This is a genomic window from Bacteroidota bacterium, from assembly GCA_016711505.1.
GTDB lineage: Bacteria > Bacteroidota > Bacteroidia > AKYH767-A > 2013-40CM-41-45 > JADKIH01.
The window spans coordinates 235,018-251,921 of sequence record JADJSV010000001.1; the positions used below are offsets into that span (position 1 = coordinate 235,018).

The window sequence follows — 16,904 nt, forward strand, 5'->3', positions numbered from 1 at the left end:
ATTTTTTGTAATGAGAACTTTATTCCCCTTTTCAGGACTTTTTACCCACAACATCACACTTCTCACATCCTGCCTGCTTTTTACCCTTCATCTGTAAATAAACTCTCCGGCTCATATAAAAAAGAGAAGCGGCAAATACTAAAATCACTACCCACAACTGAATGTCCATAACAAGAATTCTTTTTACAAAGATAGAAAGCAATTTTGGATAATTTTGCCATCACAAATTTGACATTATGAATTTCAACAGAAAAGGCATTTCCGACGAAACGCTTAAGAATATATACTACGAACTGCTTAAACCACGATTAATTGAAGAGAAGATGCTTGTTCTTCTTCGTCAGGGAAAGATCGCTAAATGGTTTTCAGGGATCGGGCAGGAGGCAATTTCTGTTGGATGCGGACTTGCTTTGAATAAAGACGAGTACATTCTTCCTATGCATCGCAACCTGGGTGTCTTCACGACTCGTCAGATCCCTCTCAATCGATTATTCTCGCAATGGCAGGGAAAGCTTGGTGGATTTACCAAAGGTCGTGACAGGTCGTTCCACTTCGGTACACAGGAATTCAAGATCATTGGTATGATCTCGCATCTTGGTCCGCAACTCGGTGTTGCCGATGGTATCGCTCTCGCTAACCTCATCCGAAATGAGAAAAAAGTCACGGCAGTATTTTCAGGTGATGGTGGAAGCAGCGAAGGTGATTTCCATGAAAGTCTGAATGTCGCAGCTGTATGGAACTTACCGGTCATCTTTGTAATTGAAAATAACGGCTACGGCCTTTCAACTCCTTCCAACGAACAATTCAAGATGAAGCAATTCATCGATAAAGGAATTGGATATGGAATGGAAGCTGTGCAGATCGATGGAAATAATATCCTGGAAACATATTCTACTTTTCTAAAACTTGCCGAATCGATCCGCGAGAATCCAAGACCGGTTTTACTGGAATGTCTGACGTTCAGAATGCGTGGACATGAAGAAGCTTCAGGAACAAAATATGTCCCGCAGGAACTGTTTGATATGTGGGGAAAGAAAGATCCGGTCAACAATTACGAGAATTTTCTGCTTAAAGAAAAAGTGATCGATGAAGCATTTATCGCATTGACTCGTAGAGATATAAAGTCTGAGATCGAGAAAAACCTTGAGATCACTTTTGCTGAATCTAATCCGGAAGCGCATACAGAAATTGAAGTTCAGGATCTGTTTGATCAACGTCCGGTTCAGGCTTTTGAGCCTGGTGAAAAAGTAAAAGAGATCCGTTACCTGGATGCAATTACTGAAGGAATGAAACAGGCCATGCAGCGTCATCATAACCTTGTGATCATGGGACAAGACATTGCAGATTACGGCGGAGTGTTCAAAGCTACTCAAGGTTTTCTGGAAGAATTCGGAAGAGCGCGTGTGAGGAATACGCCTTTGTGTGAATCAGCAATTGTTGGAGCAGCACAAGGACTTGCTATCAATGGAATGAAAGCAATTGTTGAAATGCAGTTTGCAGATTTCGTAACGTGTGGTTTCAACCAGATCGTAAATAATTTAGCCAAGACTCATTACCGCTGGGGACAAAATGTTGATGTTGTTGTACGAATGCCGACCGGTGCCGCTGTAAATGCAGGTCCGTTTCATAGTCAGTCGAACGAAGCCTGGTTTGTTCACACACCAGGTTTGAAAGTAGTTTATCCGGCCTTTCCTGATGATGCCAAAGGTCTTATCGCAGCATCCATCGAAGATCCGAATCCTGTCATGTTCTTCGAACACAAAGCACTCTACAGAAGCATTACCGGAATGGTCCCTGAAAATTATTATACGACAGAGATCGGTAAAGCGAAACTCATTCAGGAAGGAAACGATATTTCAATTATCACTTACGGCCTGGGAGTTCATTGGGCAATGGAAGTTTTGAAAGAAGAAAATATTTCCGCTGACCTGATCGACCTTCGTACACTTTTACCATGGGACAAAGAAGCAGTAGAGAAGTCAGTCCGTAAAACCGGCAAAGCAATCGTCCTTCACGAAGACACTCTCACAGGTGGAATCGGCGGAGAGATCGCCGCTCACATAGCGGAACATTGCTTCGAACATCTCGATGCACCGATCATTCGTTCAGCAAGTCTTGATACGCCTGTGCCAATGAATCTTGAACTGGAGTGGAATTTTTTACCGAAGAAAAGGTTTAAGGAGCAGTTGCATAAATTGCTTGGGTATTGAGGAAGATGAAAAGTGAAAAGTGAAAAGTGAAAAGTGAAAAGTGAAAAGTGAAGAATCACTCCGGGGGTAGCGAGGGTAGTGCAACGAAATCTTATTCTTTAATAAAATTAGTGGTTAGACTATGAAAATATTTTTAACTGTACTTACTTGCTTGTTGTCATCTTCAACATTTTGTCAGAATCCTATTGTTGATACTTCACAAATCAAAAACATTTCTCTTACAGATATTGTAATCTCAGTCAACAAAACCGAAGAATCCAAAAAACAGACCGCTCAACAAATTAAGATTCTCGATCAAAAGGAAATTGAAAATTACCAAGCGCAAACTACGGCGGATCTGATTGCTAATAGTGGAAGTGCAACGGTTCAGAAAAGCCAATTGGGAGGCGGCAGTGTGACCCTTAGGGGTTTTGAAGCTAACCGGAACGTATTGGTAATTGATGGTGTCAGAATGAATAATCTGATCTATCGTGCCGGACATTTGCAGAATATTCTGACTACTGATAATAATTCGCTTGAACGGATTGAGGTACTTTATGGTCCTTCATCAACCATCTATGGAAGTGATGCATTGGGTGGTGTAATTCATCTCTTTACTAAAAAGCCGGTTCTTGCAACAGGCGAACAAAAGAATGCTATTAAGGTCACTGCTTTTAGCAGATATGGAAGTGCTGCAAATGAATTTGCTAATCATCTGGATTTTAATTTCGGATTGAAAAAATTTGCCTCATTTACTTCATTTACTTATTCCGATTTCGGTGATTTGAGAGGCGGTGCGAATAAGAATCCATTTTATTCCGGAAATTATGGCGAACGGGAATATTATGTAGAAAGAATTGCAGGTCAGGATTCAATGATCAGAAACAGTGATAAATATCTGCAGGTTCAAAGTGGCTATTCTCAATATGACCTGATGCAGAAATTTTTATTTCAGGCAAATGCTAAAACAACGCATTCACTGAACATTCAATTTTCGAATTCTACAGATGTTCCAAGATATGACCGATTGACTGAATTTGCTGGAAGTGAATTGCGATTTGCTGAATGGTACTACGGTCCTCAAACGAGATTGCTGACTGCTTACGATCTCAATTATAAGAATACAGAAGGAAAAATCCAAAATGTACACCTGGGATTGAATTTTCAGGATGTAACAGAAAGTCGTCATTCCAGAAGATTCGGAAATAATAATTTGTCACATAGAAATGAAAATGTGAATGTGTACGGATTGAATCTCGACATGCAGAGAATTGTCAAGAATCATAATATTCGTTTTGGTCTCGATGGACAGTTCAATACTCTAAAGTCGACTGCTAACAATGAAAACATAGCAACAGGTGAAACAGAACCACTTGATACACGCTATCCCGATGGTGATAACACAATGTTGAATGCTGCAGCATACATTTCGCATACTTGGAATATCAACGATCACTTAATTCTTGTAGATGGTTTGAGAGTAGGATTTTCAACACTACATGCAGAGTTTTCGGATTCTTCATTCTTTCATCTGCCATATAATGTTGCCGACCAGAATAATCCGGTTTATTCAGGAAGTCTTGGATTGATCAACAACACTTCGAATGACTGGAAATTCTCAGTACTCGTTTCAACAGGTTATAGAGTTCCAAACATGGATGATCTGAGTAAAGTATTTGAATCTTCATTAGGTGCTTTAATTGTGCCAAACTCAGACCTTAAACCTGAAAAAACAATTAATGGAGAACTTGGAATTTCTAAAGTGTTTAACAAAAAAACAAGTCTGGAAAATTCAATTTTTTATACACGATTTTTTGATGCAATTGTAACTGATAAGTTCACATTCAATGGAGAGGATTCTGTTCTATACGATGGCATTATGAGTCAGGTCTATGCGAATCAAAACAAGCAGAGTGCTTTTATCTATGGTTTTTCAGCTAATTTGAAATCTCAACTTTCAAATAGATTCTTACTGTCGATCGGAGTTACTTATACTTACGGCCGCATAAACACAGATAGCATAGATTATCCTTTAGATCATATCCCACCAATCAGTTCACGTTTGTCCCTCGCTTATTCGCATAAGAAAATTTTCACAGAGATATCCGCAAATTTCAACGGAAAGAAAAAGTTGAAAGATTATTATCTGAATGGTGAAGACAATGAACAATATGCAACCTCAGAAGGAATGCCTGCATGGCTAATATTGAATTTTAAAGCTTCTTACAAAGTACACAAATGGATCTCATTAAATGCCGGTGTTGAGAATATTCTTGATACACAATACAGAACATTTGCAAGTGGGATCAATGGTTCGGGAAGAAATCTCTACCTTTCGTTAAGGTTTAATTATTAATACTGTTCGAAAATTTGGTATGAAGTATATTTCAAAAACTGTCTGGATATTATCTGCAGTAAGTTTACTTACTGATGTAGCCAGTGAAATGCTTTATCCAATCATGCCAATTTATTTAAAGTCAATTGGGTTTTCAATAGTGTTGATTGGTATACTGGAAGGAGTGGCAGAAGCAACAGCTGGAATCAGCAAAAGCTATTTCGGAAAACTTTCTGACAACTCGGGTAAAAGAGTTCCTTTTGTGAAAATAGGATATGCTCTGAGTTCTATATCAAAACCAATGATGGCTGTTTTTGTTTTTCCATTATGGGTATTCTTTGCCAGAACAATTGATCGTTTTGGCAAAGGAATCAGAACAGGAGCAAGGGATGCAATCATTTCACAAGAGGCGACTTCATCAACTAAAGCAAGAGTATTTGGTTTTCATCGGTCAATGGATACTATAGGAGCTGTGTTAGGTCCTGTTTTAGCATTAGTATTTCTTTATTATTATCCCGGTAACTATAAAACACTTTTTATTATTGCATTTTTTCCTGGTCTGATTGCTATTCTTTTAACCTTTAAACTTAAAGACAAAGAATTAGTACCTAAGCAAAAACGTACTGCATCTTTTTTTTCAATTTTTAGCTATTGGAAACAAAGCACTACTGAATACAGGAAATTACTTATTGGTTTATTGGCATTTGCTTTAATAAACAGCTCAGACATATTTTTATTACTTAAAGCAAAAGAATCCGGTATTGATGACCTGACATTAATTCAAGTTTATATTTTCTATAACCTGATCTATGCACTCTCGAGTTATCCAATAGGAATATTAGCTGATAAGGTTGGGCTAAAGAAAATCTTTTTATTTGGCCTTCTTTTATTCGCAGGGGTTTATTTTGGAATGAGTTTCAATAGCAATAGCGTTGTCTTCTTTGGGTTGTTTTTCATCTACGGAGTCTATGCCGCCGCCACAGAAGGAATCGCAAAGGCCTGGATCAGTAATGTTTCAGACAGTAAAGACACAGCTACTGCAATTGGCACCTATTCCGGGCTTCAAAGTATTTGTACGATGATTGCTAGTTCCGCTACAGGAATAATTTGGTATGCTTTCGGAAGTTCTGTTGCTTTGTCAATCATTGCAATATTGACTATGGTAATTTTGGTTTATATTTATTTCGCAGTACCAAAAACAAATAAAGTGAAAAGTGAAAAGTAAAAAATGAAAAACCATCTCTTTTTAAGTATGTACTTACAGACCGCTATTTTCACTTTTCACTTTTCACTTTTCACTTTTCACTTTTCGTTATTCTTCTTCTTCTTCCAGGTTGTAATAAGCCTTCCGCATTTCACGCGGTTGAAGATCCGACATCTTTTTCAATAGAGTATCAAACGCCATTGCATTCTCTTTCAGGAAAACTGAATTAGCAACACTTACTTTTTCACGTGTTGTTAAATGCCAGCTTAGTGAAATGTCTTGTTCCTTCGTTGGTAATTCAAACTTGATAAAATCAAACTGACTGCCGAACCAACCCTTTGCATATTCATAGGCTTCATCCTGGTTGTAATCCTGTATCGTTAAAAGGTTGTTGTAAATATTTCCCAGTGGAGCAAAGAAGTTTTGAATGATTGTTTGTTGCGGTTTGTTTTCAATCGGACGACTCTTATGCGAATCTCTGATGTCAACGAAGATAACACCACTCGTATTTTCTTCTATCCATTTTCTGAAGACATAAAGAACCTCAGAGATGTTTTCAATCCGGTGTTATCCCGAATACCTGCATCCATTACATACGTTACAGGCTCGCTTGGTAAACTCACCGGAGGAAGAATGTAAGGGAAGGTTGCATTCATTCTCAACACTGATGTGAACCGAATGTTATTGGCACGTTGATCTTTGTACAATCGCTGGAATTCAATTTCATCGATTGTAGTTTCAAAATTGAAAGAAGAATCTGCAGCATGGTCAGTCAGATAACTGACATGTTGTGGTGAAATGAGTAATCTCCGGCCGTCATTTACAATAGTAGGCGAGAAGATCATCATTGGAATCAATCCACTTGCTTCTGCCTCTTTGTATGATGATAACGGTTTGCTTAATACGTAACCCGTATTTTCATTCAACTGTTGCTCGAATGCATACGCACGGTCTTTGTTGAATTTAGTTTCACCTTCTTTGAATTTCTGAATGTTGAAAAACAAATCACTTACCGTAATACTAAAGGCGATCGGATTCAAAAGATCTTTTCCGACATTCGTAATGCTTTTTGTATTGCTGACCTTCTGATGTATACCTAGTCTTTTCTGTAAATATAATTCACGGTAGTAAGCAGCACCGATCATGCCTCCGGATGCACCAGAAATTAATTGTGTTGAATTAATAAACTCATTATTGGTCAGACTGTCTGCCATTTCCATGATACGGAATGCCCATATAGAAGCTCTTAATCCACCACCCGAACAATTGATGAAGATCATCTTCGGTTTCTCTTTCTTCGTAATGAATTTATCTTTCCATTTCTCCAGAAGTACAATCGTTGAATCGTAATCTGATTTTACAATGTCAGGATTTGAATTCGTATTGAAAGCGTCAATGCTGTATTTCGATCTTCCTTTATTGTATTCCATTCCATATGCTTTATTATCGGAATAGAAGACACCATATTGTGAAATGAAATTGATGATCAATATGAAAAGGATCAGAACAGAAGTGGACCAGGCTTTTAACCAAAACCGGAAAGCGCTGCTGAGCATGATGAACATTGAAAAGATCAGGATCACTGAAGCACCTGCAGGAATTTTGAACAGAGAATAATCTTTGAACAATCCCATCAGAATGAAAAATGCAAATACAATAATTTCAACTATCGCTGCATTGAGATGGTTTTGTCTGAAAACAGATTCAACCATTTCAGGCGAATAATGTCCTGTTTCACGTACAAGTTTTACTTTGTATGGATTCGATAAATAAGTATCGACTCGCCATGCACGCTCATTCGATTGTGACCGACTGAAAGCTTTCCGTCTCATTCCGCCATCATCATCACGGATGTGCTTTGCAAATGGAGCGTTCGGATCTGAATCTGATGACTCCATTCCAAACATCAGAATTACATCTTTGTTTGTCCTGAAGAAATAGGTCAGGGTAACCATGATCATCAAAGCCAGTCCGATCAGAAACCCTAAGATCTGTGAAAATATATTCCACACACCCTGATACTCATTGTTGATCTGGAAATAAATAATGTTGATCATGTATGTCAACACAAATAAAGCCGGAACAATAAAATTGTTGACAGTATATTTTAAGAAAGGTCTTGAGAGAGTTGCTATGAAAGGAAACCTGAAACCATTCATGATGTAACTGGAAATATTGAACACCATAATAAAACTTCCCGTTGCAAATCCAATGATGAGGAAAGATGTAAATCCAACTGATCCCATATACTCAGGATCCAGGAACAAATATGGGATACCGAAAGTTTGTGATGAACTATTCGTAACCCATCCGAAAAGTATGATCCAATAGAGCAGGAGCAAATGGTTTTTCTTCAGCAGAACTATCAGCAGCTGAATTGGAAATGAATAGAAAAATCGTTGTCTTACCTTCGATGAAATCATACTTAGGGTCAGGGCAGATTTAGTTGTTATCTGCCAGTATTAATATACGAAGAGAATGAGTTTTAGTTGTCACAATTTATACGCAACTTCTTACATTTCTTGAGTTTAAACTGCTTATTCTGATATTTTATTGTCTACGATCTGAAGGATTTCTTTTTCCATGTTTTCGGCAGCAGCTTTCAATGCTTCCGCTTCTTTCATTGTTTTTTCCATGTAAGCTTTGTCTTTCAATCCAGACCCATTGACTTTTACGTTCAAATAAGCTCCGATTATTGCAGATCGCGCACACAAAGCTCCAACACCGGCGTCGGTCACTGAATTCGGAGTACCTTCTTTGACCATTTCTTTGATAATTGTCATTGACTCCAGACAGATCTTCATTGTCTTCAAAGGAACTTCGATAGCATTCAAAGTCGCTGCCTGTATGGCTTCACTGCGACTTACCTTCTCCTGATCGGTTCCTTTCGGTAAACCAAATGCATTCATGATCTGGTTAAAAGCACGAGTGTCTTCATCAACCAGAGCAATGAGATTTTTCTTAATGACCTGACCTTTATCAGCCCATTCTGAAAATTCTTTCCACCGATCGTCCCAGCCTTTTTTATGTGATGACAAATTTGCAACCATTGTTGCCAGAGAAATTCCTAAGGCGCCCATGTATGCAGAAACAGATCCACCACCCGGAGCAGGAGATTCTGATGCAGTCTCATCTGCAAAATCGATCAACGACATACTTACCAGTCGTTCATCAGCTTTATCACGCAACTGATATTCTATGATTCTTTCTTCAGGTTTAAATGGCGATAATTCATCAAGTCCAAGTGACTTTATTGCAATTCTCACTAATTCCTTTTCAGAAACACCTGTCGAACGATTTTGTTTTTCAAGAAAATATTTTCCTGCATCTGTAAGCGATTTCAACGGAACCAGTCCGACCAGTTCAGAACCTGTTACACGCATGCCTCTGTTGTAAGCACTCTTCACACATTCATCAAATGCAATGTGCAGGGGAGTGATATTGATATTTGTCAGATTCATACTGACCTGAGCAATTCCGTATTCTTCAATGAACCAGCCGATGGCTTTTACAGACTTGCATGTTCCGGGTTGAACAACATCTTCACCTTTTTCATTTTTGATCTTTCTTCCGTTCTCTCTGATATCAAACGCAACCGAATTTGCACGACGAACAGAAGTCGTATTCAGATTCGCATTATAAGCTATCAGAAAATCCCGGGCACCGATTACTGTTGCACCACTTTTTGCAGAGTATTCAGAAGGACCAAAATCAGGTTTCCATTCGGCCTGTTTTATTTTTGTGAAAAAACCTTCGTATTCTCCGGCGCGGATGATTGATAAATTTTTTCTTGCAGGATTACTTTGTGCAGATTCATATAAATATACCGGAAGGTTCAATAGTTTTCCGACTTTCTCGCCTAATTTTTTTGCAAACACAACCGTTTCTTCCATTGTAATTCCTGAAATTGGAATCAACGGGCAAACATCTGTTGCGCCCATCCGTGGATGTTCGCCTTTGTGCTTACTCATATCGATCAACTCAGCAGCTTTTTCAATTCCTCTGAAAGCCGCTTCAATTACTGCATCCGGTTCGCCTACAAATGTTACTACAGTTCGATTAGTAGCATTTCCCGGATCTACATTCAACAATTTAATTCCTTCAACACTTTCAATTCTGTCTGTGATCTGACGGATAATATTCAGATCTCTTCCTTCACTAAAATTGGGTACGCATTCAATTAATTGCTTCATTGGTGATATTTCTTTTTAGATTTTTTTACCATTCAGAACGATCGTATCAATCAATACACTTCCGAATGAATAGGGTATAAAATTATAACTTGGAATCTCTTTTGTAACGAACATATTGGCTTTTTTACCAACTGCAATACTGCCATGTGTTTTGCTTAATCCCATAGCATATGCAGAATTAGTTGTTGATGCTATGATCGCTTCTTCAGGTGTCATTTTATAAAGTATGCATGCTAAAGAAATCATCTGATTCATATTGCCGCTGGGACAACTGCCGGGATTGAAATCGCTGGAAATTGCAACCGGTAATCCTGCATCGATCATTTGTCGTACTGCCGGTTTTTGCAAACTCAGAAAAAATTGCGCTCCCGGAAGAATGACAGGCATTGTATTTGAACTTTTCAAAGCAGCGATATCATTGACATTGATAAACTCCAGATGATCTACACTGATCGCTCCTGATTTTACACCAGCCTGAATTCCGCCGCTGTGAGAAAGTTGTTCTGCATGAACTTTCGGAATTAATCCGTACTTATTCGAAGCTTCAAATAATTGAATCGCTTCTTCGGCGGTAAAATAATTTTGTTCGCAGAATATGTCACAATAATCTGCAAGCTTTTCTGAAGCGATTGCAGGAAGCATTTCATCAATGAGTAACTTCAAATATCCTGCTTTATTTCCTTTGTATTCGGAAGGAACAGCATGAGCTCCGAGAAATGTTGCTTTCACATCAATAGGAACGGTTTCTTTGATGTGCTTAATTACACGCAACATTTTAAGTTCGCTCTCTAAGGTTAATCCATAGCCACTTTTATCTCAACACAACCGGTACCTTGACTAATGATCTCATTTATTCTGACCATTGCCTGGACATAAAGTTCTTCCTCCGTAGCAACTCTTAACTTATTTGCTGAATTCAAAATTCCACCACCACGACTGAAGATTTCTTCATACGATAATCCTTTGATCCTGTCAACGAATTCCTGTTCGCGATTTCCTGCGTAAACAATGTGTGTATGTGAATCGCACCATGATGGAAAAACATGTTTTCCTGTAGCATCTATTGTTGTTTCGATTTCTGTTCGATCCAACTGAAGGAACTGAGGCGAGTCCATCTTCCCAAAAGATGAGATCTTATCGTCTTTGCAATGCACAAAAGCGTTATCAATCGTTTGAATGGCAGCCATTTCCGCACCTGAGTACTTCAGATGAATTTCTGATTCTGTGTGGACCAGGGTCCTGATATTCTTTATTAAAAGGCTCATGAAATCTGCGTAGATTCGCCTTCGAAAATAAGAATAATACCATCAACTCAACCACTTCATACTTTGATGTTATCATCGTCGGTGCCGGACCTGCAGGGAGTACATGTGCGCTGACTTTATCAGGTCATGGACTGAAGGTTGCAGTCTTCGAAAAGTGCACATTTCCAAGGGATAAGGTCTGTGGAGATGCAATCGGAAGCAGGGTTCGGAATGTGCTGAAAAAGCTGGATCCGCAATTAACAATTGAGTTAGAACAATTTGAAAAGAAAGCCTATTCACGCGGATGGAAACTGATTACTCCTTCAAAAGAAGAGATCAAATTGAATTTTGTGAATCACGGTTATGTTTCTGCAAGAATTGATTTTGATAATTTTTTGTTTCAGAAAATAAAAGCAAAACCTGACCTGACTGTTTTTGAAAATAATGTTATAAAAACAGGTGGTCAGAAGTGAAGGATTAATTCTATGTACAAATAATTCCGGTGAAGTTTTTACAACTAAACTGATCATTGCTTGTGATGGTGCACATAGCGTAGTAAATAAATTATCAGCTGACCATTTCGTGGATCATGATCATTATTCGGGAGCTGTGCGGGCTTATTATAAAAACATTTCCGGAATTGAAAAAGACATTATCGAGATTCATCTGAGTAAAAATTTTCTTCCCGGATATTTCTGGATCTTTCCTGTAAGCGATACTGTTTCTAACGTAGGTTTTGGAATGCTTTCGTCCGATATAAGCAAGAGAAAGATCGATCTGAAAAAATCACTTCACAGAATTATTGAAGAGGATGAAACGTTGTCAAAGCGATTTATAGATTCAGAAATGCTTGGTGAAGTAAAAGGTTTTGGATTGCCATTAGGCGGCAAAAAAAGGTCGCTGTCAGGAAATAATTACATGCTTTGTGGTGATGCAGCTTCTCTAATTGATGCACTCAATGGTGAAGGAATAGGTAATGCAATGTTAAGCGGATTTCATGCCGGAAAAATTGCAATTAATGCCGTCCGCGCAAACAATTTTTCTGCAGAATACCTCATGCAATATGACATCGAACTCAATGCCAGACTTCTTCCTGAATTAAAACAGAAATTATTTTTCCAGAAACTCTTCAACCGGCCATGGCTGATCAATACTCTTGTATATATTGGAAACAGGAATCGGTTTTTGAGGGAATGGCTTGGGAGAAAGTTGTAGGTTGCTTTAAGAATCTATTTAGTAAGATTCAAAATAGGTTGTTGTTCTCAGAACCTAACCTGTCAAAAGTGGTTTTTTGACTTATAACTTCTGCTTCCGATACCTATCCCAAAGGCCTTAACTGTAGAGAAAAATCAAAAGAATTGTATCTCTATCTGTTGACGTGAGATTATTTCAAAAAAAGTATTTTATGTTAGACTTGATTGCTGTCAGCAAATGCTTAATATCATTTGTTTAAGATGAATGAAATATTCGTTGTGCCTTATAGATAATCAGGCCCGTTAGGGCCATACTTTTGGTAACACAAGAACGCATAAGTGCGCTGAGCCCTTTAGGGGCGTACTCTTTAAACACATTGCTTTTTTTTGACAACGAAAGTATAATTGGATATCAGGAACATGCCGAATGCAACTACTAAGTGCTGGAACTTTTGTCTAGGTGAATTAATGGAAACATGCATTATGTTTAAAGAGTGCGCCCCTAAAGGGGCTTGACTTTCTCGTGTAGTCTAGTGTTGCAAAGTATGGCCCTAAGGGGCCTGTCTCTTCTAAATATATATCCATAATATTAAATCTTTAGTTTAGCTTAATGACATTGAGCTAATGCAGATTTGACTTTATTCTTAACATCCAACCGTTAATTTAATACTAAAACCGTCTGCAAACCCATTCATCTCTTTGCCTACCTTCGACCAATGGCAGGAAATACATTTGGAACTCTATTCAGATTGACAACTTTTGGTGAATCGCACGGACCGGCAATTGGTGGCATCATTGATGGCTGTCCTGCCGGATTAAAGATCGATGCAGATATCATTCTTCATGATCTGAGTCGTCGCAGACCGGGACAATCCGTCATCACAACCCAACGAAACGAACCGGACGATTTTGAGATTTTATCAGGTATATATAAGGGTGTGACTACAGGCAGTCCTATTGCATTTGTGATCAGGAATAAAGATCAACGACCTGATGATTATGCTGCAATGAAAACTGCATATCGACCGTCGCATGCTGACTTTACATACGACCAGAAGTATGGTCATCGCGATCACCGTGGAAGCGGAAGGGCAAGCGCAAGAGAAACGGCATCAAGGGTTTTTGGTGGGGCAATTGCACGTCAGTTATTGTCAGGTTTTGGAATCAAATTAGACGCTTATGTATCTGCCGTCGGACCATTAAAAATGGGTGATAATTATGAACATGTTGATTTCTCCAAAATTGAATCCAATATTGTTCGTTGTCCGGATGTGGAACTGGCAAAAAAGATGATTGAATATCTTGAAGAATTAAAGAAAGCCGGCGACACAACAGGTGGAGTCATGACTTGTGTCATAAAAGATGTTCCTGCCGGATTAGGCGAGCCCGTTTTTGATAAGCTTCACGCGGATCTTGGAAAATCGATTCTGAGCATCAACGCTGTACATGGCTTTGAATACGGAAGTGGTTTTGCCGGGGCTGCAATGAAAGGATCTGAACATAACGATCTGTTTAAAAAAGAAGGAAAGAAGATCGTTACTTCCTCAAACAATTCAGGTGGTATACAAGGTGGAATTTCAAATGGAATGGACATATTTTTCAGAGTAGCATTCAAACCTGTATCAACTTTGATGATCGAACAGAAAACAGTCGATAATGAGGGCAAGGATATTGCCTTAAAGGCTGAAGGGCGACATGATCCCTGTGTGGTTCCCAGAGCAGTTCCAATAGTTGAAGCAATGGCAGCTCTCACTTTAGCAGATCATTTATTAAGAAACCGCAACAGCAAATTAGTATAATAAAAAAACGAGTTAAACATCACATTCAAAATGAAAAAATTATTCAAATTTATTGCAATCTTCATTGTCATTTTACTGGTAATCCTGATTTCCGTACCATTTATTTTTAAAGGGAAAATTGTGGCAATGGTTAAGGAAGAGACTAACAAAAGTATCAATGCAAAAGTGGACTTTGGAGATTTTGATCTTTCATTGATCAGAAATTTTCCTAATTTCTCTCTGCGGGTAAATAATTTATCTGTAATAAATATTGCTCCATTTGAAGGAGACACTTTGATCTTTGCAAAACAACTCGATCTCACAATCGATGTTATGAGTGTGATAAAAGGCGAACAGATCAGTATCAGAAAAGTTGGTATCGATTCTCCTGTTATGTATTTTCTTGTGAATGAAGCGGGAAAAGCGAATTGGGATATTGCAAAGCCTAGTGTCGAACCGGCAGGAGCAGAGAAGCCTTCAACATTTAAAGCTTCATTGCAGAAATATTCTATTTCAAACGGACTTATCGTTTATGATGATAAGACAATGCCCTTCTTCCTGAAACTCGACAATGTAAACCATTCGGGAAGCGGCGATTTTACTCAGGATCTTTTTGAATTAAGAACTACCACTGAAGTTGGTAAAACAGACATGGCATATGGTGGAGTAAATTATATTAATAAAGCCAGAACAAAGATTGATGCTGATCTTGACATGAATATGAAAGAGATGCGTTTCACTTTTAAGAATAATAAAATTCAACTGAATGAATTGTTCCTTGATTTCTCAGGATGGGTCATGATGCCGGATACTAATATCGACATGGATCTGAAATTTGCAGCAGCGCAATCTGAATTCAAGAATTTTATTTCGATGATACCTGCTGTTTATTCTACTGAATTCAAAGACCTGAAATCTTCCGGTACGATGGCTTTAGGTGGTTTCATTAAAGGACGTTTCAATGGCAAATCGATGCCGGGCTTCGGACTTGATCTGAAAATTAATAATGGAATGTTCAAGTATCCATCGTTGCCTTCTTCTGTAAATAATGTAAACGTTGATCTTGCAATCAAGAATCCGGATGGTATTCCTGATCATACTTCAATCAATCTTTCAAAATTCCATGTAGAAGTCAACAACGATCCGTTTGATGCACGTTTATCTTTAACAACTCCTATCAGCGATCCGAATATTGATGCCTTTATGAAAGGTAAAATCGATCTTTCAGGAATTCAAAAGATCGTTCCGCTTGAAAAAGGTACTTCACTTACAGGCATAATTACTGCAGACGTTACTGCTAAAGGCAGAATGTCTGCAATTGAACAAAAGAAATTTGATCAGTTCGCTGCATCCGGAAATTTTGCAATTGCAAATATGAATTACGGAAATCCGACAATGAAAGAACCATTGCAGATAAATACACTTCGTCTGGCATTTAATCCTGCAAAAGTTGCTTTGGAAGCATTCAATGCAAAAATAGGTAAGAGTGATTTTAATGCCACAGGTTCACTTGAAAATTTCCTTGCATATGCATTAAAGGATGAAACAATTGTCGGTTCAATAAATATGAAATCATCTCAGATCGATCTGAATGAGTTTATGTCTGAAGGAACAACCGCTTCAGGCGCTCCTGATACAAATGCAATGACTGTGCTGGATATTCCTAAAAATATAAATTTTGTTCTGACTGCAGGTGTAGGCAAATTGATTTATCAGGATCTTACAATTTCAAATGTTTCCGGAAAAATTGTAATTAAAGATAAAGGGATAAATATGCAGGATGTATTCATGCAGCTCATGGGCGGAAGCATGAAATTATCAGGAAATTATTCCAGTGCAGTTTTAAACAAACTAACTTTTGATTTCGCTATCGACCTGAAAGATTTTGATATTGCGCAAACATCAAAGTCATTTGTTACTGTTGAGAAACTAGCTCCGATCACAAAAAATTGTTCAGGGAAATTCTCTACAGTTATGACTGTAAAAGGCGATCTTGACAGTAAGATGTCTCCTGTGATGAATTCACTTACCGGAGCCGGAAAACTTTCAACATCCGTTATAACAGTAGATAACTTCCCTGCATTTGTGAAAATTGCTGATGCATTGAAATTATCATCATGGAAAAAATTAACTGTTCCACCGGTAGCTCCTTCGTTTAAATTCGTTAACGGAAGAGTGTTCGTTGATCCATTTGATGTTACGATCAATAATATTAAATCAACTGTTGCCGGTTCCAATGGCTTTGATCAATCGATCGATTATACAATGGCTTCGCAAATTCCACGCGCTGCTCTTGGAAGTGCTGCTAATAGTGTGATCTCAGGGTTACTTGCAACAGCAAATTCCAAAGGCGCAAATCTTAGCGTTGGTGATGTGATTCCGGTAAATATTAAAATTACCGGAACGATCGATTCACCTAAGATTGGAACTGATCTCGGCAAAGCCGGTTCAAATGCAATGAACGATCTGAAAGCAAAAGCTAATGAGGAATTCAATAAAAAGAAAGATGAACTTGAAGCCAAAGCTCGTGAGGAAGCAGAGAAATTAAAAAATGATGCAGCTGCAAAAGTAAATGAACAAAAAGCGAAAGCATCTGCAGAAGCTGACAGGATCAAGAAAGAACAGGAAGCAAAAGCAAAGGCATATGCAGATAGTTTGAAAAAAGCAGCAGATAAAAAAGCAAAAGATGAACTCAATAAGTTGAATCCGTTTAAGAAATAATTGGTCTGCACTAAAATTGTTATGAGGTCAAGGAATAAAGGTCAAGG

At 38.2% G+C, this 16,904-nt stretch carries 9 protein-coding genes and 1 pseudogene; 7 read left to right on the forward strand and 3 right to left on the reverse strand.

The annotated features are described in order from the left end of the window. The first annotated feature begins 236 nt into the window (after window positions 1-236). The 3 genes from IPL24_01085 to IPL24_01095 all read left to right on the forward strand — a co-directional run bounded on the left by IPL24_01085 (window position 237) and on the right by IPL24_01095 (window position 5,749). Window positions 237-2,210 carry a dehydrogenase E1 component subunit alpha/beta gene (locus IPL24_01085; GenBank protein MBK8362308.1) on the forward strand — a complete coding sequence of 658 codons (1,974 nt, stop codon included), beginning with the start codon at window positions 237-239 and terminating at the stop codon, window positions 2,208-2,210. A 121-nt stretch (window positions 2,211-2,331) separates the two neighbouring features. Then, entirely contained in the window at window positions 2,332-4,545 is a 2,214-nt protein-coding gene (locus IPL24_01090) for a TonB-dependent receptor (GenBank protein MBK8362309.1), read from the forward strand. A gap of 19 nt (window positions 4,546-4,564) precedes the next feature. Next, complete coding sequence (locus IPL24_01095) at window positions 4,565-5,749, forward strand: MFS transporter (protein MBK8362310.1); 1,185 nt, start codon at window positions 4,565-4,567, stop codon at window positions 5,747-5,749. A gap of 494 nt (window positions 5,750-6,243) precedes the next feature. Here the strand turns inward: IPL24_01095 and IPL24_01100 are convergent, their stop codons facing one another. From IPL24_01100 to IPL24_01110, 3 genes and pseudogenes are all read right to left on the reverse strand, one after another. Continuing rightward, window positions 6,244-8,151: a patatin-like phospholipase family protein gene (locus IPL24_01100; protein ID MBK8362311.1), complete on the reverse strand. Its 1,908-nt coding sequence runs from the start codon at window positions 8,149-8,151 to the stop codon at window positions 6,244-6,246. Between the two features lie 114 nt (window positions 8,152-8,265). After that, window positions 8,266-9,921 (reverse strand): glutamate formimidoyltransferase, encoded by a 1,656-nt coding sequence (gene ftcD, locus IPL24_01105; protein MBK8362312.1) that lies wholly within the window; start codon window positions 9,919-9,921, stop codon window positions 8,266-8,268. Between the two features lie 15 nt (window positions 9,922-9,936). Beyond that, window positions 9,937-11,186, reverse strand: a pseudogene (locus IPL24_01110) (imidazolonepropionase). Window positions 11,187-11,191: 5 nt separating this feature from the next. On the opposite strand from IPL24_01110, the gene IPL24_01115 reads away from it, so the two are divergent. The 4 genes from IPL24_01115 to IPL24_01130 all read left to right on the forward strand — a co-directional run bounded on the left by IPL24_01115 (window position 11,192) and on the right by IPL24_01130 (window position 16,857). Next, window positions 11,192-11,638 carry an NAD(P)-binding protein gene (locus IPL24_01115; GenBank protein MBK8362313.1) on the forward strand — a complete coding sequence of 149 codons (447 nt, stop codon included), beginning with the start codon at window positions 11,192-11,194 and terminating at the stop codon, window positions 11,636-11,638. Continuing rightward, window positions 11,625-12,380, forward strand: coding sequence for an NAD(P)/FAD-dependent oxidoreductase (locus tag IPL24_01120; GenBank protein ID MBK8362314.1), 756 nt, complete (start codon window positions 11,625-11,627; stop codon window positions 12,378-12,380). The genes IPL24_01115 and IPL24_01120 overlap by 14 nt, the downstream gene beginning before the upstream one ends. 694 nt (window positions 12,381-13,074) lie before the next feature. Next, window positions 13,075-14,157, forward strand: a complete 1,083-nt coding sequence (gene aroC / locus IPL24_01125; protein ID MBK8362315.1) for a chorismate synthase — start codon at window positions 13,075-13,077, stop codon at window positions 14,155-14,157. A 30-nt stretch (window positions 14,158-14,187) separates the two neighbouring features. Next, entirely contained in the window at window positions 14,188-16,857 is a 2,670-nt protein-coding gene (locus IPL24_01130; protein MBK8362316.1) for a membrane assembly protein AsmA, read from the forward strand. Window positions 16,858-16,904 lie beyond the last annotated feature (47 nt).